18 protein-coding genes and 1 tRNA gene are annotated in these 21654 nt (G+C 75.1%); 13 read left to right on the top strand and 6 right to left on the bottom strand.

All coding sequences use genetic code 11. The annotated features are described in order from the left end of the window. Positions 1-62 precede the first annotated feature (62 nt). From ATL31_RS05890 to htpX, 9 genes are read left to right on the top strand one after another with little or no spacing between them, the layout of a single operon-like run. Entirely contained in the window at positions 63-584 is a 522-nt protein-coding gene (locus tag ATL31_RS05890) for an NADH-quinone oxidoreductase subunit C (protein ID WP_101394953.1), read from the top strand. Next, positions 581-1537, top strand: coding sequence for a complex I subunit 1/NuoH family protein (locus tag ATL31_RS05885; RefSeq protein WP_101397290.1), 957 nt, complete (start codon positions 581-583; stop codon positions 1535-1537). Before ATL31_RS05890 ends, ATL31_RS05885 begins: the two co-directional genes overlap by 4 nt. Further along, positions 1531-2196 (top strand): NuoI/complex I 23 kDa subunit family protein, encoded by a 666-nt coding sequence (locus ATL31_RS05880; RefSeq protein ID WP_101394952.1) that lies wholly within the window; start codon positions 1531-1533, stop codon positions 2194-2196. The genes ATL31_RS05885 and ATL31_RS05880 overlap by 7 nt, the downstream gene beginning before the upstream one ends. Continuing rightward, complete coding sequence (locus ATL31_RS05875) at positions 2193-2705, top strand: NADH-quinone oxidoreductase subunit J family protein (protein WP_101394951.1); 513 nt, start codon at positions 2193-2195, stop codon at positions 2703-2705. The genes ATL31_RS05880 and ATL31_RS05875 overlap by 4 nt, the downstream gene beginning before the upstream one ends. Then, complete coding sequence (gene nuoK / locus ATL31_RS05870; protein ID WP_101394950.1) at positions 2702-3034, top strand: NADH-quinone oxidoreductase subunit NuoK; 333 nt, start codon at positions 2702-2704, stop codon at positions 3032-3034. Before ATL31_RS05875 ends, nuoK begins: the two co-directional genes overlap by 4 nt. Further along, positions 3031-4908 carry an NADH-quinone oxidoreductase subunit 5 family protein gene (locus tag ATL31_RS05865; RefSeq protein WP_101394949.1) on the top strand — a complete coding sequence of 626 codons (1878 nt, stop codon included), beginning with the start codon at positions 3031-3033 and terminating at the stop codon, positions 4906-4908. The genes nuoK and ATL31_RS05865 overlap by 4 nt, the downstream gene beginning before the upstream one ends. Next, positions 4905-6380 (top strand): complex I subunit 4 family protein, encoded by a 1476-nt coding sequence (locus ATL31_RS05860; protein ID WP_245861971.1) that lies wholly within the window; start codon positions 4905-4907, stop codon positions 6378-6380. Before ATL31_RS05865 ends, ATL31_RS05860 begins: the two co-directional genes overlap by 4 nt. Then, complete coding sequence (locus ATL31_RS05855; RefSeq protein ID WP_245861969.1) at positions 6377-7843, top strand: proton-conducting transporter transmembrane domain-containing protein; 1467 nt, start codon at positions 6377-6379, stop codon at positions 7841-7843. Before ATL31_RS05860 ends, ATL31_RS05855 begins: the two co-directional genes overlap by 4 nt. 43 nt (positions 7844-7886) lie before the next feature. Further along, positions 7887-8774, top strand: a complete 888-nt coding sequence (gene htpX, locus ATL31_RS05850; protein WP_101394947.1) for a zinc metalloprotease HtpX — start codon at positions 7887-7889, stop codon at positions 8772-8774. A 66-nt stretch (positions 8775-8840) separates the two neighbouring features. Here the strand turns inward: htpX and ATL31_RS05845 are convergent, their stop codons facing one another. Then, entirely contained in the window at positions 8841-9629 is a 789-nt protein-coding gene (locus tag ATL31_RS05845; protein ID WP_101394946.1) for a glucosamine-6-phosphate deaminase, read from the bottom strand. A gap of 47 nt (positions 9630-9676) precedes the next feature. Here ATL31_RS05845 and pepN point away from each other — a divergent pair, with 47 nt between their 5' ends. The 3 genes from pepN (at position 9677) to ATL31_RS17060 (ending at position 16327) form a co-directional block, all read left to right on the top strand. After that, on the top strand, positions 9677-12157 hold the full coding sequence (pepN, locus tag ATL31_RS05840; protein WP_101394945.1) for an aminopeptidase N: 2481 nt from the start codon (positions 9677-9679) through the stop codon (positions 12155-12157). A 158-nt stretch (positions 12158-12315) separates the two neighbouring features. Next, a complete protein-coding gene (locus ATL31_RS05835) occupies positions 12316-13860 on the top strand; it encodes a S8 family peptidase (RefSeq protein ID WP_101394944.1) in 1545 nt (514 codons plus the stop codon). A gap of 151 nt (positions 13861-14011) precedes the next feature. After that, positions 14012-16327, top strand: coding sequence for a glycosyltransferase (locus ATL31_RS17060; protein ID WP_101394943.1), 2316 nt, complete (start codon positions 14012-14014; stop codon positions 16325-16327). Positions 16328-16331: 4 nt separating this feature from the next. Here the strand turns inward: ATL31_RS17060 and ATL31_RS05825 are convergent, their stop codons facing one another. From ATL31_RS05825 to ATL31_RS05815, 3 genes are read right to left on the bottom strand one after another with little or no spacing between them, the layout of a single operon-like run. Next, on the bottom strand, positions 16332-18362 hold the full coding sequence (locus ATL31_RS05825) for a vWA domain-containing protein (protein ID WP_101394942.1): 2031 nt from the start codon (positions 18360-18362) through the stop codon (positions 16332-16334). After that, positions 18355-19743, bottom strand: coding sequence for a magnesium chelatase ATPase subunit I (locus tag ATL31_RS05820; RefSeq protein WP_101394941.1), 1389 nt, complete (start codon positions 19741-19743; stop codon positions 18355-18357). The genes ATL31_RS05825 and ATL31_RS05820 overlap by 8 nt, the downstream gene beginning before the upstream one ends. 55 nt (positions 19744-19798) lie before the next feature. Further along, complete coding sequence (locus tag ATL31_RS05815) at positions 19799-20293, bottom strand: YajQ family cyclic di-GMP-binding protein (protein WP_101394940.1); 495 nt, start codon at positions 20291-20293, stop codon at positions 19799-19801. A gap of 59 nt (positions 20294-20352) precedes the next feature. Here ATL31_RS05815 and ATL31_RS05810 point away from each other — a divergent pair. Beyond that, positions 20353-20433, top strand: a tRNA-Tyr gene (locus ATL31_RS05810). A gap of 74 nt (positions 20434-20507) precedes the next feature. Here the strand turns inward: ATL31_RS05810 and ATL31_RS05805 are convergent. Both ATL31_RS05805 and ATL31_RS05800 read right to left on the bottom strand, forming a co-directional pair. Then, on the bottom strand, positions 20508-21275 hold the full coding sequence (locus ATL31_RS05805; RefSeq protein WP_101394939.1) for a thioredoxin domain-containing protein: 768 nt from the start codon (positions 21273-21275) through the stop codon (positions 20508-20510). After that, positions 21272-21604, bottom strand: a complete 333-nt coding sequence (locus tag ATL31_RS05800; RefSeq protein ID WP_101394938.1) for a cupin domain-containing protein — start codon at positions 21602-21604, stop codon at positions 21272-21274. Before ATL31_RS05800 ends, ATL31_RS05805 begins: the two co-directional genes overlap by 4 nt. Positions 21605-21654 lie beyond the last annotated feature (50 nt).

Below are 21654 nucleotides of genomic sequence, written 5' to 3'. Positions count from 1 at the left end.
AGCCCGCCTGAGGCGGCGGCGCGGGCACCCCGGGGGCGCGGCGTCTCGCTAGGCTGCCCGACGTGGCGGACGAGACGCGTGTGGTCGAGGCCGGCGACTGGCCCCAGGCCGTCGCCGCCGCCCGCGGTGAGGGCTACGCCTTCTTCGACTGGCTCAGCGCCGTCGACCGCACCGACGACGCGGCCGCGCCCGGCTTCGACGTCGTCTGCCACCTCTACGACGTCTCCGCTCCCGGGCGGCTGCGCGGCATCCTGCTGAGCACCCGGGTCGCCGACGGCGAGGCGCTGCCCTCGCTCACGGCGGTCTTCGCGGGCGCCGCCTGGCACGAGCGCGAGACCCACGAGATGTTCGGCATCGGCTTCGACGGCTTCGACGACGGCAGCGGCCTCGGGCTGCGGCCCCTGCTGCTGCCCGACGGCTTCGAGGGCACGCCGCTGCGCAAGTCCTTCCAGCTCGCGGCCCGGGCGTCCAAGCCGTGGCCCGGGGGCAAGGAGCCGGGGGAGGGCCACGAGTCGGTGCGCTCCCCGAGCCGCCGCCGGGTGCAGGCCGCCGGGGTCCCGCCGCCCGAGTGGGGGCCGCGATGACCGTCCTCGAGGCGGCCCTGCGGGCGGTCGCGGCGCTGGCCGCGTTCCTCGTCCTGCCGCTGCTCGTCGGCCAGGCCGAGCACAAGGTGATGGCGCACATGCAGGGCCGGCTCGGGCCGATGTACGCCGGCGGCTTCCACGGCTGGGCCCAGCTCGTGGCCGACGGGGTGAAGTTCCTCCAGAAGGAGGACATCACCCCGCGCGCGGCCGACCGCTGGGTGTTCCGGCTGGCGCCGGGCGTGGCCCTGGTGCCCTACCTGCTGGCGCTCGCGCTGCTGCCCGTGCACCCGGGGGTCGCCGCCGTCGACGTCCCGGGCTCGCTGGTCCTGCTCCTGGCCGCCACGTCGGTGGGAGCGCTCGGCACCCTGATGGCCGGGTGGTCCAGCGCCAACAAGTACTCGCTCATCGGGGGCCTGCGGGCCGCCGCCCAGCTGGTGTCGTACGAGCTGCCGATCGTGCTGGCCGTGGCGTCGGTGGCGCTGGCGGGCGGGTCGCTGTCGCTGGTCGGGCTGGCCGACGCCTGGTCGCCGTGGTGGCTGCTCTGGCAGCTGCCGGGCGCCGTCGTCTTCCTGGTCGCGGCCGTCGCCGAGCTGCAGCGGCCCCCATTCGACATGCCGGTGGCCGACGCCGAGCTCGTCATGGGGGCCTGGACCGAGTACACCGGCCTGCGCTTCGCCTTCTTCCTGCTGGCCGAGTACGCCGGCATCGTCGTGATGTCGGTGCTGTTCGCGGTGCTCTGGCTCGGCGGGTGGCACGGGCCCCTCCCGGATGCCCTGGGCTGGCTGTGGACCCTGGTCAAGGGGTTCGTCGTGGCCCTGGTGGTCATCTGGGTGCGGGTGGCGTGGCCGCGGCTGCGCGAGGACCAGCTGCAGCGGCTGGCCTGGCTCTGGCTGGTGCCGCTCGGCCTGTTCCAGGTCGTGCTCACCGGGGTGGGGGTGGTGGCCGGATGGTGACGCCCGAGGAGCACGAGAAGCACGAGGAGCACGAGGAGCACGAGGACACCCGCGGCCGCGGCGGCCTGCCCGGGGTCCTCAAGGGGCTCGCGACGACGGCCCGGACGGCGTTGCGCCCCACGCACACCCACGAGTACCCCGACGTCGCGCCGGACCTGCCCCCCCGCAGCCGCGGCGTCATCGCGCTGCTCGAGGAGAACTGCACCTCGTGCATGCTCTGCGCCCGCGAGTGCCCCGACTGGTGCATCTACATCGACTCGCACAAGGAGACCGTCCCGGCCACCACGGAGGGCGGGCGTGAGCGCCAGCGCAACGTGCTCGACCGGTTCGCCATCGACTTCAGCCTGTGCATGTACTGCGGCATCTGCATCGAGGTCTGCCCCTTCGACGCGCTGCACTGGAGCCCGCAGTTCGAGTACGCCGAGGTCGACATCCTCGACCTGCTGCACGAGAAGGAGCGGCTCGGCGAGTGGATGGCCACGGTGCCCCCGCCGCCGGCGCTCGACGAGAAGGCCGCCGAGCCGGCCGAGGTCACGGCCGTCTCCCGCCCGGCCCGCGGGGCGCGGGGCCCGGCCGGCGGCCCCGGGGGTGCGGGCAGCGCCCGGCCGCCGCGCACCGTGCGGCCGCGGGTGGTCCGCGGCGAGGGGGACGGCGCGTGACCGCTCTCGACACCGCGTTCGCGGCCTGCGGCGTGCTGGCCGTGGTCGGCGGCCTGCTGGCGGTGACCACCCGGCACGTGGTGCACGCCGCCCTGTGGCTCGTGGTGGCCCTGCTCGGGGTGGCCGGCTCGCTGCTCGTGCTCGGCGCCGAGCTCGTCGCGCTGGTCCTGGTCCTGGTCTACGTCGGGGCCGTCGTCGTGCTGGTGCTGTTCGCCCTGATGCTCACCCGCGCGCCCATCGGGCCCGACCGCGCGCACGCGGTCGGGGGGTGGCGCTCGGCCGGCGCCGGCCTGCTGGGGCTCGCCACCGCGGGCCTGTTGGCCACCGTGCTGGTCCCGCTGGCCGACGGCAGCGTGCGCCGGGCCGACGTGGCCTCCAGCCAGGTGGCCGCCCAGCTCTTCGGCACCTGGGTCTGGCCCTTCGAGCTGCTCTCGCTGCTGCTGCTCGCGGCCCTGGTCGGCGCCCTGGCCGTCGCCCGCCGCCCCGACGCCGCCGAGGGGGCGTCGTGATCCACCTGGCCGGGCCGTACCTGCTCGCCTCGTTGCTCGTCGGGCTCGGGGTCGCCGGGATCGCCGTGCGCCGCAACGCCGTCCTGCTCCTCGTCGGGGTCGAGCTCGTGCTCAGCGGATGCCTCGTGCTGCTGGTCACCACGCAGGCCGCCGGGGGCGACCGCTGGGCCGCCGGCAGCGTGCTGCCGCTGTTCGTCATCACCATCGCCGCCGCCGAGGTGGTCGTGGCGCTCGCGGTGGTGCTCACCGCCTTCCGGCTGCGGGGGAACATCGACCTCGACGCCCCGGCCGCTGCGGATGTCCCCGACGCACCCGAGGGCGCCCGGTGAACCCCTGGCTGCTCGTCGGGCTGCCGGCCCTGGCCGCCGCGCTGGGCGTGGCGGTGCGCCGCGACGACCGGCTCGCGCGCGGGGTCGCGGTGGCCGCGGCCGGCATCACGACCCTGCTCACCGTCGTCCTGTGGGCCGTCGTCGACGGGCCCGCCACCACGCGCGGCCCGGGACTCGCCACCGGTGGCCTGGCCGTCCCGCTCGACCTCGCCGTCGACCCGACCCGGGCTGCACTCGCCGCGGTCGTGGCGCTGGTGGTCCTGGCGGTGCAGCTGTACTCGACCTGGTACCTGGGTACCGACGACCGCTACGGGCAGTTCGCGGCCACCGTCTCGCTCTTCGCCGCCGCGATGCTGCTGGTGGTCCTGTCGGCCGACCTCCTCCTGACCCTCGTCGGGTGGGAGGTCATGGGCTGGTGCTCCTACCTGCTGGTCGGGCACTGGTCACGCCGCGCCACCGCCCGCCGGGCCGCGCTCAAGGCCTTCCTGGTCACCCGGGTCGCCGACATCGGGTTCGTCCTGGCCGTCGTGGGCCTCGCGGCGGGGGCGCGCTCCACCTCACTCGCGGCCGTCGTGGGCGCGTGGCGGCGACCGGGGGAGTGCATCGACACCGCCGTCGCGGGCGGGACCTCGCTGGGCGACGCCCTGAGCGCGTGCGCGGCGCCCGATGCCAACCTGCGCGCCGTGCTGCTCGTGCTGCTGGTCATCGGGGTGCTCGGCAAGTCGGCCCAGGTCCCGTTCCAGGACTGGCTGGCCGACGCGATGGAGGGCCCCACCCCGGCCAGCGCCCTCATCCACGCCGCCACCATGGTCGCGGCCGGCACCGTGGTCATCGGCTCGCTGTTCGAGGTCTTCGCGGCCAGCCCGACCGCCCGCTGGTTCCTCGGGGTGGCGGTGTCGGTGACGATGCTGCTGGCCGCCGTGCTGGCCTTCGCCCAGAGCGACCTGAAGCGGATGCTCGCCTGGTCGACGGTCAGCCAGGTCGCCGTGATGCTCTCCGCGCTGGCGACGGCGCCGCTCGAGGCCGGCCCCGACGCCGGCCTGCTGCATCTGTGGTCGCACGCGCTGTTCAAGTCCCTCCTCTTCCTGGCGGTGGGCTGGGCGGCGCTGGCGGCCGGGGGCACCGCCGCCACCACGCTGCGCGGGTCGGCCGCGGCCTCCCCCGTGCTGCGGGCCGCGTTCCTGGCGGGGTTCCTGTCGCTGGCCGGCGTGCCGCTGGTGGTGGGCGGGATCTCGAAGGAGCACGTGGTCGCCGTGGCCTACGACGGGGCGGTCTCGGCGGACGGGCCGGGCGTCCTGGTGCTGGTGGCCCTGGTGCTGACCGCGGCCGTCACCGCGGCCTACAGCACCCGTGGCTACTTCGTCGTCACCGCGCACGTGCGCCGGCGCCCGGAGCTGCCCGGGGTCCCGCCCGTGGTGCCGGTCGTGCTCGCCGTCCTGGTGGCGCTCACGGTGGTCGGCGGCCTCGTGGTCCTCACCGGGGCGTTCGCGGTCGGGGAGGTCTCGGTGTTCTGGCTGGTGCTCAGCCTGCTGGTCGTCGGGGTCGGGGTCGGCGTCGCCCTGCGCGGCGGCTTCGACCGGGACCCGGCCGAGGTGCTGGCGCGCCGCTTCACGCCCGCGGCCGACGCCGGCCTGGGGGCCGACCTCGTCTACCGCCGCGTCGTGGCCCGGCCGGTGCTGAGGCTGGCGCGGGTCGTGGCCTTCGTCGACACCGAGGTGGTCGACGCCTACGTCCGCGGGGCCGGGACGGCGACCCGCGTGGCGGGCTGGGCGGGCGAGCGTCTGCACCGCGGCCAGCGGCCGAGCGCCGGCGTGGGCCTGGTCCTGGGAGGCGTCGTCGTGCTGGCCGCCGTCGGGGTGCTCGCATGGTCATGAGCCTGCTCCTGGCCCTGCCGCTCGCCGTGGGCCTCTGGCTTGTCACCGGGGGCCGCGCGCTGGCGGTCGTGCTCGCGCGGCGGATCACCGCCGCCACGGCGGGGGCCACCCTGCTGCTGGCCGTGGCGACGGTGGCGTTCGGCGCGGCGGTCGACCGGGCCTGGCTGCCCGAGCTGGGGGTGCGGTGGTCCTTCGGGGTCGACGGCATCTCGTCCCCGCTGGTGCTGCTGACCGCCGGCATCGGGGTGCTCGTGGCCCTGCACGCCTGGGTCGAGGTCCCCCCGGGCGGCTCGCCGGCCACCTTCCTGGGCTGCCTGCTGGTCGTCGAGGCCGGCGCGCTCGCCACCTTCGCCGCCCGCGACGCGGTGCTGTTCCTCGTCGCCTTCGAGGTCGTCCTGGTGCCTATGTGGGTGCTGGTCGCGCGCTACGGGGACGCCCATGACCCCCGGGCCCGCACCGGCGCCGCGCAGCGCTTCGTGCTGTACACCGCCGTCGGTTCGACGACGCTGCTCGTCGGCATCCTGCTGCTGGTGGCCACCGCCGGGACGGCCGACCTGCGCCGCCTGGCGGACCAGGCCGGGGCGGGCCTCGGCAGCGGCACCCAGCTGGCGGTGGCGCTCCTGCTGGTGCTGGGGCTCGCGGTGAAGGTGCCGGTCTTCCCCCTGCACACCTGGCTCCCGCCCGCCCACACCACGGCGCCGACCGCGGGGTCGGTGCTCCTGGCGGCCGTGCTGCTGAAGATGGGCACCTACGGCCTCGTGCGCCTGCCGGTGTCGGTCGTCCCCGACGGGTTCGCCCGGCTGGCGCCCGCCCTGGCCGTGGCGGGGGCCGTCGGCATCGTGTGGGGAGGCCTGGTCTGCCTCGTCGAGCGCGACCTCAAGCGGCTGGTGGCGTACTCGTCGGTGGCGCACATGGGCTTCGTCGTGCTTGCCCTGGCCAGCGGCTCCGACACCGGGCTGCAGGCCGCGCTCTACGCCAACATCGCGCACGGCGTCATCTCGGCGCTGCTGTTCGTGGTGGTCGGCGGCCTCAAACAGCGGTGGGGGTCGGTCGACCTGGCCGTACGGCGCCCGGCCCTGCGCGAGACCTCTCCACGGCTGGGCTTCGTGCTGCTGCTCGGCCTGGCGGCCAGCCTGGGGCTGCCCGGTCTCGCGGGGTTCTGGGGTGAGCTCCTCGCCGTGTACTCCGCGTGGACCCCGGCCGGTGACCGGCCGCGCGTCGTGTTCGTCGCCTGTGCCGTGGTGGCCGCCGTCGGTGCCGCCCTGGCGGCCGCCTACGCGCTCCGGGTGGCCGGGCTGGTCTGGGCCGGCGACCGCCCCGACCCCGAGGCCCCCCGCACCCCCGACACCACCGGCGTCGAGCGGTGGGTCATCGCGGTGCTGGCCGCCGCCGTGGTGGCTCTCGGCATCCTCCCGATGCTGCTGCTGTCGACCACCGCCGACGCCGTCGCCCGGATCGGCGGTGCGCGGTGAGCACCCTGGTCACGTTCGCCCCGCTCGTCCTGGCGCCCGCCCTGGCCCCGGCCCTGGGCGTGGTGCTCGTGCTCGTCGGCGACGCGCTGGCGCCGCGCCGGGCGGGCGCCCGCTGGCCCCTGCCCGTGGCCGCCGTGGTCCTGGTGGTCGGCGCGGTGCTGGCGGCCCGGGGGTCCTTCGGGGTGGAGGCCGAGCCGTTGCGCTCGCTGTGCCTGCCGGCCCCCGGCGGCGCCTGCCTCTGGACGGCCGGCCCGCGCACCTCGAGCCTCCAGGCGGGCATCCTGCTGGCCGCCGCGGCGGCGCTGGCCCTCCTGCACGACGGGCGTCCGCGCCCCCGCGACGGCGCGGTCACGGCCGCCCTCCTCCTGGCGGCCACCACCGGCGGGGTCGCGGTGGCCGCGGCCCGCGACCTCGGCACGTGGGTGGTCGCCCTCGAGCTCGCCACGGTGCCGGTCGTCGCGCTGGTCGCGCTGCGCGGGTCGCGGGGCGCGGCGCACGCCGGCCTGAGCCTGCTCGTCACGTCGCTGGTGTCGTTCGCGCTGCTGGTCCTCGGCGTGGCCCTGTGGCTCACCGCCACGGGCGACGCGACCTTCTCCTCCGCCACCGTGACCACCGCCTGGGCCGACCCCCAGCGCCGCGCCGTCCTGGTGCTGGCCGTCACGGTGCTGGTCTCGGGCGTCGGGTTCAAGCTCTCGCTGGTGCCGTTCCACGCGTGGACTCCCCAGGCCTACGCCGAGTCCGACCTCGGTACCGCCCTGTTCCTGGCCGCGGCCTCCAAGCTCTCGGCCCTGGCCGCGCTGCTCACCCCCGTCGCGGCCTTCGTCGGGGCTGGGCTCGACGCCCCGGCCGTGGTCACCGTGCTGGCCGTGCCCGCCGTGGCCTCGCTGCTCCTCGGCACCGTCGTGGCCCTGCGCCAGCACGACCCCGTGCGGCTGCTCGCCTGGTCGACCATCGCGCAGGCGGGCTGGGTGCTGGTGCCGCTGACGGCCCTCGACGCCGCGGGGCTGCGGGCCTCGGCGGCCTACGTTCTGGTCTACGCCGCCGCGACCACGGTGGCCTTCGCGGCCCTCGGCCGCATCGGGGCCCGCACCGGCACCCGAACCCTCGAGGGCCACCGCGGCCTGCTCCGCCGCGACCCGCTGGCCGCCGGGCCCCTCGCGCTGGCCCTGCTGGTGCTGGCGGGGCTGCCGCCCGGGGTGGTCGGCCTCGTCGTGAAGATCCTCGCGCTGGGGTCGCCCGTGGCTGCGGGGGTGTGGCCGGTGGCGGTCGCCGGCATCCTGGCCGTCGTGGTCGGCATCGCCGTGTACCTGCGCTGGTTCGCCGTGCTGCTGAGCGCGCCCACTGCGCCCGAGCCCGCCCGTCCCGGCGCGGGGCGGTCGACCACGGCCGTGCTGGTGCTGGGCACGACCGTGCTGGCCCTGACCAGTGCCCTGCCGCACCTGCTGCTCGGTGGCCTCGGCTGAGCCGGGCCGGAACTGAAACGCGCACCGGAGGCGTTCACCCCACATGCACAACCACTTCAACGGCCTGAAGACCGCCGCTCTGCTGGGCGGGCTCTGGGCCATCCTGCTCGCCATCGGCTACGTCATCGCGGGCTCGACGGGCAACAGCGCCTTCATCCTGGTGTTCGCCGTGATCGGCCTCGGGACCACCGCGTACGGCTACTGGAACTCCGACAAGCTCGCCATCAAGGCGATGCACGCCTACCCGGTCACCGAGGCCCAGGCGCCGGCGATGTACCGGATCGTGCGCGAGCTCTCGACCCGCGCCGGCAAGCCGATGCCGCGTCTCTTCGTCTCACCCACGCAGGCGCCCAACGCCTTCGCCACCGGGCGCAACCCCGAGCACGCCGCCGTCTGCTGCACCGAGGGCATCCTCGGCCTGCTCGACGAGCGCGAGCTGCGCGGGGTCCTCGGCCACGAGCTGATGCACGTGTACAACCGCGACATCCTCACCGGCTCGGTCGCGGCCGCCATCGCCGGCGTCATCTCCTCCATCGGCCAGTTCCTCGCCTTCGGCGCCATCTTCGGCGGCGGCAGCAGCGACGAGGACCGCAACCCGATCGCCGGCCTGGCGCTGGCCATCCTGGCCCCCATCGCCGCGGTGTTCGTGCAGATGGCGATCTCGCGCACTCGCGAGTACGACGCCGACGAGGACGGCTCCACCCTCACCGGTGACCCGCTGGCCCTGGCCAGCGCCCTGCGCAAGCTCGAGCAGGGCGTCGCGCGGGCCCCGCTGGCCCCCAGCCAGCAGCTGGTCAACGCCAGCCACATGATGATCGCCAACCCGTTCCGGGCCCAGGACGTGTCGCGGATGATGTCGACCCACCCGCCGATGGCCGAGCGCATCGCCCGGCTCGAGCAGATGGCCTACGGGCACCGCATCAACCCGTAGCCCCCGAAGGTGTGTGAAGACCGTCGGCATCCCGACGGTCTTCACACACGTTCGAGGGTGGAGGCGTCAGCGGGAGGGGAGGCCGGCGGCGGAGTCGTCGTAGTACTGGCGCCCGCGCAGCCCGGCCGCCGCCGCCTCGTCGAGGCACACCACGGTGTCGGGGTGCCACTGCAGCACCGAGGCCGGCACCGAGGCGGTCAGGGGCCCTTCGAGCGCCGCGGCCACGGCGTCGGCCTTCCCGTCGCCGGTGGCCACCAGCACGAGCCGCCGGGCGCCGAGGATGGTGCCGAGGCCCTGGGTCAGGCAGTGGGTCGGCACGTCGTCGAGTCCCGTGAAGAAGCGGGCGTTGTCGCGCCGGGTGCGCTCGGAGAGGCGCTTGACGCGGGTGCGCGACGCCAGCGCCGAGCCGGGCTCGTTGAACCCCAGGTGGCCGTTGGCACCGATGCCGAGGATCTGCACGTCGACCCCCCCGAGGGCCGCGATGCGCTCCTCGTAGGCCGTGGCCGCGGCGACGAGCGACGCCTCGTCGGTGGCCGACCCGTCGGGCACGGCCAGCCGGTCGGGGGAGAGGCCGATGACGTCGCACACCTCGCGCAGCAGCACCTGCCGGTAGCCCTCGGGATGGCCGGGGGGCAGCCCCACGTACTCGTCGAGCGCGATGCCGTGCGCGGTCGAGAAGTCGGCCCGGCCCTCGGCCACCGCCCGCCCGAGCTCCTGGTAGAGGCCCAGCGGCGACGAGCCGGTCGCGAGTCCCAGGACGGGGTCGCGGCCCGGCCGGCGGGCCAGCCCGGCCAGGACGACGTCGGCGGCACGGCGCGCGGTGGCGGCGGGGTCGGGGCTGACCAGGATCTCCATCGTCGGCCAGCCTAGGGGGCCAGGACGCCGTCTGGTTGGGTGGGGGCATGCCGTCCCTGACCCGCGCCGAGGCCCGCACCCGGGCCGCCCTGCTCACCGTCGACGCCCTGGCGGTCGACCTCGACCTCGACCGCGACGACCGCACCTTCGGCTCGCACACGACGCTGCGCTTCACCTGCCACGAGCCCGGCGCCTCGACCTTCGCCGACCTGCGCCCCGAGACCCTGCACCGCGCCACCCTCAACGGGCGCGCCCTCGACCCGGCGTCCCTCGCCGACGGCCGGCTCCCGCTGCCGGACCTCGCCGCCGAGAACGTCCTCGAGGTCGAGGCGACCATGGCCTACGGGCACGACGGCCAGGGGCTGCACCGCGCCACCGACCCGGCCGACGACGAGGACTACGTCTACGGCCACCTCTTCCTGGATGCCGCCCCGCGCGTGTTCGCCTGCATCGACCAGCCCGACCTCAAGGCGCCCTACACGGTCACGGTCCGCGCGCCCCGGCACTGGAGCGTGGTCGGCAACGGCGCCGCGCGCCAGGTCGAGCCGGGCCGCTGGCAGCTGGCCACCACCCAGCCGCTGGCCACCTACTTCGTCACCGTGTGCGCCGGGCCGTGGGTGTCGGTCACGGGCGAGCACGACGGCATCCCGCTGGGGCTGCACGCGCGCGCCTCCCTCGCCGGTCCGCTGCGCGAGCAGGCCGACCACATGCTCGCCACCACCCGGGCCTGCCTCGACCACTACCACCGCCTCTTCGGCATCCGGTACCCGTTCGGCGAGTACCACCAGGTCTTCGTGCCCGAGTTCAACGCCGGCGCGATGGAGAACCCCGGCTGCGTCACCTTCCGCGACACCTACGTGTTCCGCGGGGCGGCGACGCCCGACCAGGTGCTCGAGCGCGACAACACCATCGCCCACGAGATGGCGCACATGTGGTTCGGCGACCTCGTGACCATGCGCTGGTGGGACGACCTGTGGCTCAACGAGTCCTTCGCGGAGTACATGGCCTACCGCACCTCGGCCGAGGCCCTGGGTGCGCCGGAGACCTGGGTCGAGTTCGGCATCGTCCGCAAGCTGTGGGGCTATGCCGCCGAGCGCTCGCCCAGCACCCACCCCGTGGCGGGCTCGCCGGCCCCGGACGCCCTCTCGGCCCTGCAGAACTTCGACGGCATCTCGTACGCCAAGGGCGCCGCGGTGCTGCGCCAGCTCATCGCGCACATCGGTGACGAGGCGTTCGTCGCGGGGGTCACCGAGTACCTGCGCTCGCACGTGTTCGGCAACGGCGAGCTGTCGGAGTTCCTCGACGCGATGGGTGCGGCCGCGGGCCGCTCGCTCGAGGGCTGGGCCGACGCCTGGCTGCGCACCGCCGGTGCCGACCGGCTGGCCCTCGGCCGCGACGGCACGCTCACCCGCACCGCCCCCGACGGCGTCACCGACCGCCCGCACACCCTCGACGTCGCCGCCTTCGAGGGGGAGCGCGAGGTGCTGCGCGTGGGCGTGGTGCTCACCGAGCCCCGGGCCGCGGTGGACGGCGTGGCGGCCGTGGGCGAGGGCGTCGTGCTGGTGCCCAACGCCGGCGACCTGACGTGGGGGGAGGTCGTGCTCGACGACACGACCCTCGCGCTGCTGCCGCGCCGACTGGCCGAGGTGCCCGACCCCCTGGCGCGCACCGTGGTGTGGACCTCGCTGGTCGGCGGGATGCACCGCGCCGAGGTCGACCCGCGCCTGCTCCTCGACGTCGTCGAGCGCGCGTGGCCGCTGGAGGACGACGCGTCGCTGCTCTCCCGGGTGGGGCTCGTCGTCACGGGCTCGGTCGTGCCGGTCTTCCTGCCCCCGCAGGAGCGTCCGGCCGCCCTGGCGCGGGTCGCGGCCGCCGCCGACGTCCTGGCCGAGCGGGCCGCCGGCATCCCGGGCGCCGCCGGCGACGCGGTCGCCGTGCTCGCGGCGCGGATCTGGGCGCGCTCGGGCTCCGACCTCGACCGGTTGCGCGCGTGGGTCTCCGGCGACGGCCTGCCCGCGGTGCTGGCGGGCGACGACGACTTCCGCTGGCTGGTGCTGCGCCGCCTGGCCGCCCTCGGCGCTCTCACGGACGCCGAGCTGGCCGCGGCCGAGGAGGCCGACCGCTCGCTGGCCGGGCGGCTGGCCGCGATGGGGGTGCGGGCGAGCCGCCCGACCGCCGAGGCCAAGGCGTGGGCGTGGGAGCGGCTGCGCGACGACGCGGAGCTGTCGAACTACGGCGCCCTCGAGCTGGCCCGAGGGTTCTGGGTCGGCGCCGGGCCCGAGGTGCTGCGGCCGTGGGTCAGCGAGGTCGGCGACCTGCTGGCCCACCTGGGTGAGCGGATGGGGGAGGACGCGCTCGCCCGCGTGGCGGCCGCGCTGCATCCCCGGGGCGTCGTCGAGGAGGCCTCGCTCGAGGCGTCGACCGCGCTGCTGGCCCGCGACGACCTCTCGCCCGGGGTGCACCGGGCCCTGCTCGACGAAGACCACGTGCTGCGCGAGGCGCTCGGCAGCCGGCGGCGCTTCGGCTGACCGGGCGGGGCATCCCGGGGGTGGTCTCCGGAGTGGATGGGACGCGTCGCGAACCGAGTGGTCCTGAAAGCCCTCTCAGGAAGCGTTCTCGGCCAGAGTGGCCCCACCCACATGACTCCACCGCGGCCCACCGGCCCGTACCCAGGAGGAACATCCGTATGACCCGCACCCATCTCCGGCGTCGAGCGGCCATCGCGGCCGCGTCGGTCGCCGTGCTCGGCAGCGCCCTGTTCTCGGGCGCCGCCTCGGCCGCCACCACCGCCGAGGCCCCGTCGACCCCGGTCCCGATCGTCACCCCCGACGGACAGGTCTTCAGCTACCTGCTCAACACCAGGATCGCCAACCCCGGCCAGACCACCGTCGTCAGCAAGGCCGTCGCCAGGGCCGGCGGCGTGGTCGTCCAGGCGTGGCCGCAGATCGGCGTCATCGTCGCCCACTCCGACCGCGCCGCCTTCCGGGCCGACGTGGCGAAGGCGGCGGGCAACGCGCTGGACTCGGTCGGCGCCACCCGCAGCGTGCCGGTCTCCGAAGGGACGCCGGCGGATGTCTCGTCCACCTGGGGCCACGGCGCCTCCGTCTACAAGCAGGGCGCGAAGAAGCCGGCCAACGGCGACCTCCCGGGTGCGGCAGCCCCCGCCGCGGCCACGGACCCGCGTGAGGGCGAGCAGTGGGACATGCGGATGATCAAGGCCGATGAGGCCCACCAGGTCACCGACGGCTCGCGTTCGGTGGTCGTCGGCATCCTCGACAGCGGCATCGAGGCCGACCACCCGGACCTCGCCGCCAACATCGACGCCGCCGACTCCGTGGGCTGTGTCGACGCCGGCCGCCCTGACACGTCGCGGGCCGCGTGGCTCGACAGCAAGGCCCCGGGTGGGTACCACGGCACCCACGTGGCCGGTACGGTCGCGGCCGCGCGCAACGGCATCGGCATCGTCGGGGTCGCGCCCAACGTGCGCCTGGCCTCGGTGCGCGTCGTCAACGACGACGGCTTCATCTACCCCGAGTACGCCGTGTGCGGCTTCGTCTGGGCCGGGCTGAAGCACATGGACGTCACGAACAACAGCTACTACGTCGACCCGTTCGAGTACTACTGCGACGACCAGCCCGACCAGCACGCCGCCAAGGAGGCCGTGCGTCGCGCGGTCACCTGGTCGACCGAGCAGGGGGTGGTCCATGCGGCCGCGGCGGGCAACTCCGCCAATGACCTGTCCGACAAGTCCTCGTTCCAGGACACGGGCAGTCCGGACGACGGGACCCCCGTGACCCGGTGGTTGAACAGCACCTGTGGCGACATCCCCACCGAGCTTGACGGGGTCGTCACGGTGTCGTCGGTCGAGCGGTACCCCGCGAACACCCTCGACAGCCGGCTCTCGAGCTTCTCGAACCGCGGTCTCGGTGTCATCGACGTGGCGGCTCCCGGCTCGCGCATCCTGTCGACCATCCCGCGCACCACGGTCGCTTCGGGCTACGCCCTGCTCAGCGGCACCTCGATGGCCTCGCCGCACGTGGCCGGCGTGCTCGCCCTGATGAAGTCGGCCCACCCCACGTGGACCCCCGCGCAGATGATCGAGAAGCTGCGCCAGCAGGCCGACGACAAGGCCTGCTCGGTCGCGACCGGTGGCGTCCCGTGCGTCGGCCCGGTGGAGGACAACAGCTACTTCGGTGAAGGCATGGTCGACGCCCTCGACGCGGTGAGCTGACCGCCCCACCCGCACCACCCAGCGAGTACCCGACGGGTCGGGTGGGACCGCCTCCGGGCGGACCCACCCGACCCGTGGGCGCTGAGGGGCCTTTACAGCCCCCGGCGCGCGCACGTCGACGGGGTGCCCCGGCCCCGGGCACAATCACGCCGTGACCCTCGCCGTGGCCCTGGCCGTCGTCGCCCTGGTGGCGGCGACCCTCACGTTCCTGGCCACCGGCCGCCGCGCTGGGGTTCGCCGGAGTCATGCGGCCCCCGCGGGCCTGCTGGGGCGCGCCCTGGCACCAGGGCCCGCCGTGGCGCTCGCGGCCCTGGTGCTCTCGCCATGGGCCGGCGCCCGCTCCCTCCTGGTCGCCGGGGCGGCGGTCTGGCTCGCGACCCTCCCGCACCTGCGGCTCAGTGCGCGCTGGAGCGCCGCGGCCCACGCCAGCTGGTCGATGGGCGTCACCGCCGGGCTCGCCTACCTGGCGGCGATGGGCCGGTGGACCCTTACCTCGGGGCTGCACGGCGGTGCCGCGCTGGGGGCCTGGCTGCTGCTGGCGCTCGAGGTGGCCGCCTTCGTGCTGTTCGTCTCCTACTCCTACGAACTGCACGACGCCCTGGGCTCGCGCCGGTGGGTGCGCCGCGCCACGACCGTCGTGACCTCGGCGGCGCCCGGGCGCGAGCCGTTCGTCAGCATCCACGTCCCCACCCACAACGAGCCGCCCGAGATGGTCGTGCAGACCCTCGAGCGGCTGCTGGCGGTGGAGTACCCCGCCTACGAGGTGCTGGTCGTCGACAACAACACCGACGACGACGAGCTGGTGGCGCCGGTCGAGGCCTTCTGTGCCCGCTACCCCGACGTGCTGCGCTTCCACCGACTGCTCGACTGGCCCGGCTTCAAGAGCGGGGCCCTGAACTTCGCACTCGAGCAGGTCGACCCGCGCACCGAGCTCGTCGGTGTGGTCGACGCCGACTACCAGGTGGACCCCGACTGGCTCACCGTGGCGAGCGCGCCCTTCGCCGAGGAGCGGGTGGCGTTCGTGCAGTCGCCCCAGGACTACCGCGACTGGGAGGGGGCGCAGTACCTGCGCAGCCTCTACCACTCCTACGACTACTTCTTCGCCGTCTCCCAGCCCTCGCGCGACGAGCGCGACGCCGCCATCTTCGGCGGCACGATGGGGCTGGTCCGGCGCCGCGCCCTGGTCGAGGTCGGCGGCTGGGACGAGTGGTGCGTCACCGAGGACGCCGAGCTCTCGCTCCGGCTGCTGGCCGCCGGCTGGAGCGGTCGCCACCTGGACCGGGCCTTCGGCCGCGGCATCATGCCGCTCACGTTCGAGGCCCTGAAGCGCCAGCGCTTCCGCTGGTGCTTCGGGGGGATGCAGATCCTGCGGCGGCACGCGCGCGCCCTGTTGCTCGGCGGCACGAGCCTGACCCCGGCGCAGCGTCTGGGCTACCTCCTCGGGGGGATCCAATGGTTCGGCGACCTGCTGGGTGTCGCCTTCGCCCTCGTGGTGATGGCCGCGCTCGTCGACCTCGCGTTCGGGGGCGGCTTCGCCGTCGGCCGGCTCGCAGGGCTGCTCGTGGTCGCGGTGCCCGCCCTGGTCCTGCTCGGGGTGCTCCGCGCGGTCGGGGGCGTGCGGGCCGCCTCCCGGGCGGTGCCCGAGCACGCCGCGACCGTGCGCGACGCCGTTGGCGCCTACCTGGTGTGGGCCTCTCTTGCCCTCGTGGTCACCCAGGCCAGCGTGCGCGGGCTGGTCGAGCCGGCCGGGGTCTTCCTGCGCACGCCGAAGGTCAGCGAGCGGGTGCGCTGGTCGGATGCGCTGCGCGCCAACAGGGCAGAGTCGCTGCTGGTTCTGCTGGCGGGGCTGGCGGCGGCCGTCGCGCTGCTCCGCCGGCCGGGCACGGGGTCGCTGGCGCTCACCCTGCTCCTGGTCCTGCCCGTGCTCGGCTGGCTGGCCGCGCCGCTGCACACCATCCGCGCCATGCGAGCCGACCTGCCGGCCGAGCTGCGGGCCCGGCGCACCCGGGAGCGACGCCGCGGATGGTGGCGCCGGGGCCCGGTGTCCGTGCCGGCCCTGCTGGCGGCCTCCGTGGCCACCGCGTTGCTGGTGCTCGTCGTCCAGCCCGGGTCGGTGCAGCAGCCGACCACCCCGGCGCTGCCGGCCCCGGGCGGCGTCGCGCGCCCGGACGCCTCCGGGGAACCGGACGCCCCACGGCCATCGACCTCGACGACGTCCACGCCGACCCGTGGCACCGGCCCGATGGGGCCCGGGACCCCGACCGCCACGCGCAGTGTCACGGCGGCGCCGACCCCAGGACCGACGCCGAACCCGGGAGCGACCCCGAACCCGGGAGCGACCCCCAGCGCCACCGCATCGCCCACGGCCACGCCGAGCCCCACGGCCCGGCCCACGCCCACGGGTCGCCCGTCCACCCCGCCCGGCCGGCCGACGTCGCTGCCGACGCCGACCCGGTCGCCGCGGTAGGGGATCAGCCGGCCCAGTAGCCGCGGCCGCCGAACAGGTCGCGGTAGGACCCGCCGAAGGCCGCCTGGCCCCCGGTGCGCCCGCCCAGGTAGGAGCCGACCACGGCCGCTCCGAGGTCGCCGAGCTCGGGCGCCACCACCCGGCCGTCGGCGCGGCGGGCCATGGAGTCGACGAACCGGGCCAGGCCCGGGTCCTCGCCGAGGCGGAAGAACGTGGTCTGGGCCCCCAGCCGGGCCGCGGCGTCGAGCTCGCGGACGGCCAGCGCGAGGGTGCGCGGGTGCGGCGGGTAGTCGAAGAACACCTCGCCGCCGGGCTCGAGGTGCGAGGTCGGCTCGCCGTCGGTGACCACCAGGAGCACCGGCTGGGCGTTGGGGTAGCGCCGGAAGTGCCGGTTCGCCAGCAGCAGCCCGTGGTGCAGGTTGGTGCCCTTGTCCCACTCGGCGTCGAGCGCGGTGAGGGTGTCGATGTCCATCGTGCGGGCGTGCCGGGCGAAGGCGATGAGCTCGAGGTGGTCCCCGCGGAAGCGGGTCGAGATCAGCTGGTGCAGCGCCAGGGCGGTGCGCTTCATCGGCACCCAGCGCCCGTCCATCGCCATCGAGAACGAGGTGTCGACCAGCAGCGCCACCGCGGCCTGGGTGCGGGCCTCGGTCTCCTGGACCTCGACGTCGCGGATGTCGAGCCGCATCCCCGCGCGCGGGTCGCCGCCGGCCGAGACGGTGCGGGTCATGGCGTTGGTCAGGGTGCGGGTGGTGTCCCAGGGCTCGGTGTCGCCGAACTCCCACTGCCGCGTGGCGCCGCTCTGCTCGCCGGCCGCCCCGGCCTGGCGCACGTCGCGCTGGCCGCCACGGTTCGAGAGCCGCCCCGCGACGTCGCGCAGCAGCGACCGGCCCAGCTCGCGCATCGCCTTCGGTGACAGGCGCAGGCTGCCGTCGGACGAGCGGGTCAGCATCCCGCTGTCGCGCAGCGCCTTCTCGAGGGCAGCCAGGGCGCGGGCGTCGACCGTGGCGTCGGGGCCCAGCTGGCGGGCGAGGGCGTCGAGGTCGACGTCGTCCATCCGCGCGCCCGGGCCCGACTGCGACAGCTGCTCGGCGAGGGCGTCGAGCTCGGCGAGGTCCTGGAGGACGCCGGTGCCGTCACCGAGGCCGAGCCCCTGCTCGCCCTCGAAGCGCTCGCTGCCGCCCCAGTCCTCGCCGGGGCGCAGGTCCTGGAGCAGCCCGTCGAGGCGCGCCAGCTGGTCCATCAGCTGGGGGGAGCCGAACGCCTGCTGCGAGAGCTCCATCAGCTCCTGGCGCTGCTCGGGCGACATCGACTGCAGCATCCGCTGGGCGGCCGCGGCGCGCTGGGCGAGGCTGTCGACGAGCTCCTCGACCGACTGGGGGTTCTCGGGGAAGTACTCGCCGTGCTGCTCCATGAAGTCCTGGAACTGCTGGGTGGTGTCGTCGCCGCGGGCGTGGGCCTCGAGCAGGTCGCCGAGGTCGCTCAGCATCTGCTGGGCGGCGGCCCGGTCCTCGTCCGTGGCGTTCTGGAGGGCCTGCTTCATCCCCGCGAAGCGCTGGTCGAGCAGCTCGCGCCCCAGCAGGTCCTTGATCTCGTCGTACTTCTGGCGGCCCTCGCTCGAGCGCCACGGGTAGTCGGAGAGCTCGGTGACGGCGGCGGCCGGGGTGGGCGGTAGGTTCCCGATGCGCATCTCGGCGAAGCGCGCGTCGTCGTCGAGGTCGCGGGCGAGCTGCTTGCGCTCGGCCAGCACGGCCTCGTCGAGCAGCCGCCGGACCTCCTCCATGGTGCCGTCCAGGGAGTGCTCCTTGAGCAGCTGGCGGCGCCGCTCGGCCACGCGGCGGGCCAGCTCGTCGAGCCCGGTGCGGTCGCGCGTGCCCTGGCGCAGCAGCTCGCGCATCGCCCGCTCGGGGGAGTAGCCGGCCATGACGTCCTCGCCGATGGCGTCGAGCGCCTCGCGCAGGTCGACCGGCGGCGCCAGGGGGTCTCCGCCGTCGTAGGGGGTGAACCGCGACCGGCGGCCCACCGGGCGCTCAGCCATAGACGGTCTCCGAGCCGTCGCTGTCCTTGGAGATGCGGCGCGCCAGGTACAGCCCCTCGAGCGCCAGCTCGACGGCGCTGGCCCGCTCGCCGTGGTCGCCGGCGCCGAGGCGCTCGGCGATGGCGTCGTAGAGCTCGGACTCGCCGAGCACGGGCAGCGCGTCGAGGAAGGCCCGGGCGCTGACCTGCTCGCCGGTGGTGACCATGGCGCCGTCCTCGATGGCGCTGACCAGCACGGCCATGTCGATGCCGCCCAGGCGGGCCCGGGCGGTCTCGGCGGTGGCCGTGCGGAGCAGGTGCCCGAGGATCTCGCGCTCGCGGCCCTCCTCGCCGGTCTCGAGCTCGACCTTGCCGCGGAGCACCTCGAGCGCGGCCTCGAGGTCGACGACGCGCGCGACGGCGTGGTCCTCGCCCTGGGTGCTGGCGCGGTGCAGCGCCGCGGCCGCGACGGTCTCGGCCGCGGCGATGGAGAAGCGGGCCGAGACGCCCGAGCGCTGGTCGACCGAGCCCGAGGCGCGCAGGCCGCGGGTGAACCGCGCGACGATCTCGACCAGCGCGTCGGGCACGGTGGCGACCAGGTCGGCCTCCTGCCGGATGACGGCGACCTCGGCCGCGAGCTCGCGCGGGTAGTGGGTGCGGATCTCGGCCCCGAAGCGGTCCTTCAGCGGGGTGATGATCCGCCCGCGGTTGGTGTAGTCCTCGGGGTTGGCGCTCGCGACCACCAGGACGTCGAGGGGCAGCCGGAGCACGTACCCGCGGATCTGGATGTCGCGCTCCTCCATCACGTTGAGCATCGCGACCTGGATGCGTTCGGCGAGGTCGGGCAGCTCGTTGATCGCGACGATGCCGCGGTGGCTGCGGGGGATGAGCCCGAAGTGGATCGTCTCGGGGTCGCCGAGCCGGCGGCCCTCGGCCACCCGCATCGGGTCGACGTCGCCGATCAGGTCGGCGACGCTGGTGTCAGGGGTGGCGAGCTTCTCGGCGTAGCGCTCGTCGCGGTGGCGCCAGGTGACCGGGAGGGCGTCGCCCAGCTCGGCGGCCCGGCGCCGCGACTCGACGGTGATGGGCTCGAAGGGGTGCTCGCCGAGCTCGGAGCCGTCGATGACAGGGGTCCACTCGTCGAGCAGCCCGACCAGGCTGCGCAGCAGGCGGGTCTTGCCCTGCCCGCGCTCGCCGAGCAGGACGATGTCGTGGCCGGCGAGCAGGGCCCGCTCGACCTGGGGGATGACGGTCTGGGCGAAGCCGTGCAGGCCCGGCCAGGGGTCGCGCCCTTCGCGCAGCGCGGCGAGGAGGTTGGCGCGGAGCTCGGCGCGCAGCGGCCGGGCCTCGTGGCCGGCGGCGCGGAGCTCACCGGCGGTGGAGATGGCGGGAGGGACGCTCATCCACTCACGCTACGTCAGGAACCCCGCCGCCGGGAGGGCGGGACCGCGCCGGGCGTCAGCGGTAGTTGGTGTACGTCAGCGCGACGTCGAGCTCGGCGTCCTTCAGCAGGCGCTGCACCGCCTGGAGGTCGTCGCGCGACTTGCTGGTGACGCGTACCTCGTCGCCCTGGATCTGGGTCTTGACGCCTCGGGGCCCCTCGTCGCGGATGATCTTGGTGATCTTCTTGGCGTTCTCGGACGAGATGCCCTCCTTGAGGGGTACGTCGAGCTTGTACTCCTTGCCCGAGAGCCGCGGGCCGGCCTCCGGGATGTCGAGGTGCTTCAGCGAGACGCCGCGCTTGATGAGCCAGGTCTCGACCACGTCGAGCACGGCCTTGCAGCGCTCCTCGCTGTTGGCTTCCATCTTGATCACCGTGTCCGAGAGCTCGACCCGGGCACCCACGTTCTTGAAGTCATAGCGGTTGGCGATCTCCTTGGCCGCGGTGTTCACGGCGTTGGCGACCTCCTGCTTGTCGTAGGTGCTCGCGATGTCGAAGCTGCTGTCGGCCATCGGTCTCTCCCGTCGATTCGGTGTCTCGGATGCGGCTTGCTATCCTTCCATGCGCACCGGGCGGGTTGCCCGAGCGGCCAATGGGAACGGACTGTAAATCCGTCGCGAAAGCTTCGAAGGTTCGAATCCTTCACCCGCCACCCCGTGCAACGAAGGGCCTCCGACCAGCGGAAACGCGGTCGGAGGCCCTTCTCACGTCGATGCGGGGAATCGCTCAGGCATCCCACCAGGCGGGGCGGCGGCCGGGGCGCCCCACGCTGAGCCGCTGCGCGGGCAGCGGCATGGCCGGCAGGGGGAAGGGGTTGACGGTGGGGAACGGGAGCCGGCGCTCCTCGACCAGCTCCCCCAGGTGGCTGACGGCGTCGGCCCCGCAGTACAGCCGGCCCCCGTCGACGGCCACGGGCAGCTCGGGGGAGCCCAGGAGCTCCCACTCCTGCCGCCAGTGCCGGATGCGCCGCCACGCGTCGGTCGTGATCGGGTCGCCGTTGATGGCGACCGCGTACCCGTCCTGCTGGAGGACGTCCGCCCGCGGGTGCCCGTGCAGGATGGGGAGCACCAGGAGATGCCGGAGGACGTCGGGGTTGCCGATGTCCAGCCCGTCCCCCCAGTAGGCGTCGACGAGCACGCGCCGGACGTGGTCGCCGATCCCGGCTCCGACGGCCTCCGCGTGGCCCGCCACGGGCGGCCGCGGGCAGGGCACGCTGCGGGGGGTCGGCCATGCCACCCGTTCCCCGGGCAGCGCCCGGTCCTGGTGCCACCGCTCGACCTCCGCGACGTGCTGACGCGTCTCGGCCGTGGCGGGGGTTGCCGTGACGCGGGTCGAGACGTGCTGCACGACCGAGCGCCACTCGAGGGGGAGGCCGGCGGCGCGCAGGGCGTCGGCGCGCAGGGACGCGATGCGACCGAGCGGGTCGGTGACGTCGCCGTAGACGGTGAGGGGGCGGTCGGCCTCCTCGGGACGGGGGCTCGGCTCGGTGCTCACGCCCGGTTGACCGCCGTCAGCAGGATCACGGCGTCCTCGAGGGCCAGCACCGAGTGCGGGCCGTCCGGGACGGCGAGGAGGTGGCCGGCGGCGGCCTCCCAGCCGGCGTCGCCCGCGTCCAGCCGCACCCGCCCGTGGAGCACGTGCACCGTCGCCTCGCCGGGGTTGGCGTGCTCGGCGAGGCGCGTGCCGGAGCCGAGCGCGATCACCGTCTGGCGCAGCCGGTGCTCGTGGCCGCCGAAGACGGTGTGGGCGCTGCGGCCGCTGGACGCGGCGGTCGCGAGCTCCAGCTGCTCGCGGGCGAGGGCGGTCAGGGAGACGTTGGACATGGGACCTCCGGGCTCGGGTCGAGGACGGGCGGGGCACGGCATCCGCGCGC

The sequence above is a fragment of the Phycicoccus duodecadis genome (assembly GCF_002846495.1).
GTDB classification, from domain to species: Bacteria; Actinomycetota; Actinomycetes; order Actinomycetales; family Dermatophilaceae; genus Phycicoccus; species Phycicoccus duodecadis.
The sequence above is the reverse complement of the archived record's forward strand: the minus strand, read 5'-3'. Positions and strand labels throughout refer to the sequence as shown.

What these genes read in the sequence shown, in the direction of transcription:
- ATL31_RS05820 (WP_101394941.1), bottom strand. Translation starts at nt 19,743, where the DNA reads ATGAGCGTCCCTCCCGCCATCTCCACCGCCGGTGAGCTCCGCGCCGCC.
- ATL31_RS05885 (WP_101397290.1), top strand. Translation starts at nt 581, where the DNA reads ATGACCGTCCTCGAGGCGGCCCTGCGGGCGGTCGCGGCGCTGGCCGCG.
- ATL31_RS05880 (WP_101394952.1), top strand. Translation starts at nt 1,531, where the DNA reads ATGGTGACGCCCGAGGAGCACGAGAAGCACGAGGAGCACGAGGAGCAC.
- ATL31_RS05825 (WP_101394942.1), bottom strand. Translation starts at nt 18,362, where the DNA reads ATGGCTGAGCGCCCGGTGGGCCGCCGGTCGCGGTTCACCCCCTACGAC.
- ATL31_RS05845 (WP_101394946.1), bottom strand. Translation starts at nt 9,629, where the DNA reads ATGGAGATCCTGGTCAGCCCCGACCCCGCCGCCACCGCGCGCCGTGCC.
- pepN (WP_101394945.1), top strand. Translation starts at nt 9,677, where the DNA reads ATGCCGTCCCTGACCCGCGCCGAGGCCCGCACCCGGGCCGCCCTGCTC.
- ATL31_RS05800 (WP_101394938.1), bottom strand. Translation starts at nt 21,604, where the DNA reads ATGTCCAACGTCTCCCTGACCGCCCTCGCCCGCGAGCAGCTGGAGCTC.
- ATL31_RS05835 (WP_101394944.1), top strand. Translation starts at nt 12,316, where the DNA reads ATGACCCGCACCCATCTCCGGCGTCGAGCGGCCATCGCGGCCGCGTCG.
- ATL31_RS05860 (WP_245861971.1), top strand. Translation starts at nt 4,905, where the DNA reads ATGAGCCTGCTCCTGGCCCTGCCGCTCGCCGTGGGCCTCTGGCTTGTC.
- htpX (WP_101394947.1), top strand. Translation starts at nt 7,887, where the DNA reads ATGCACAACCACTTCAACGGCCTGAAGACCGCCGCTCTGCTGGGCGGG.
- ATL31_RS05815 (WP_101394940.1), bottom strand. Translation starts at nt 20,293, where the DNA reads ATGGCCGACAGCAGCTTCGACATCGCGAGCACCTACGACAAGCAGGAG.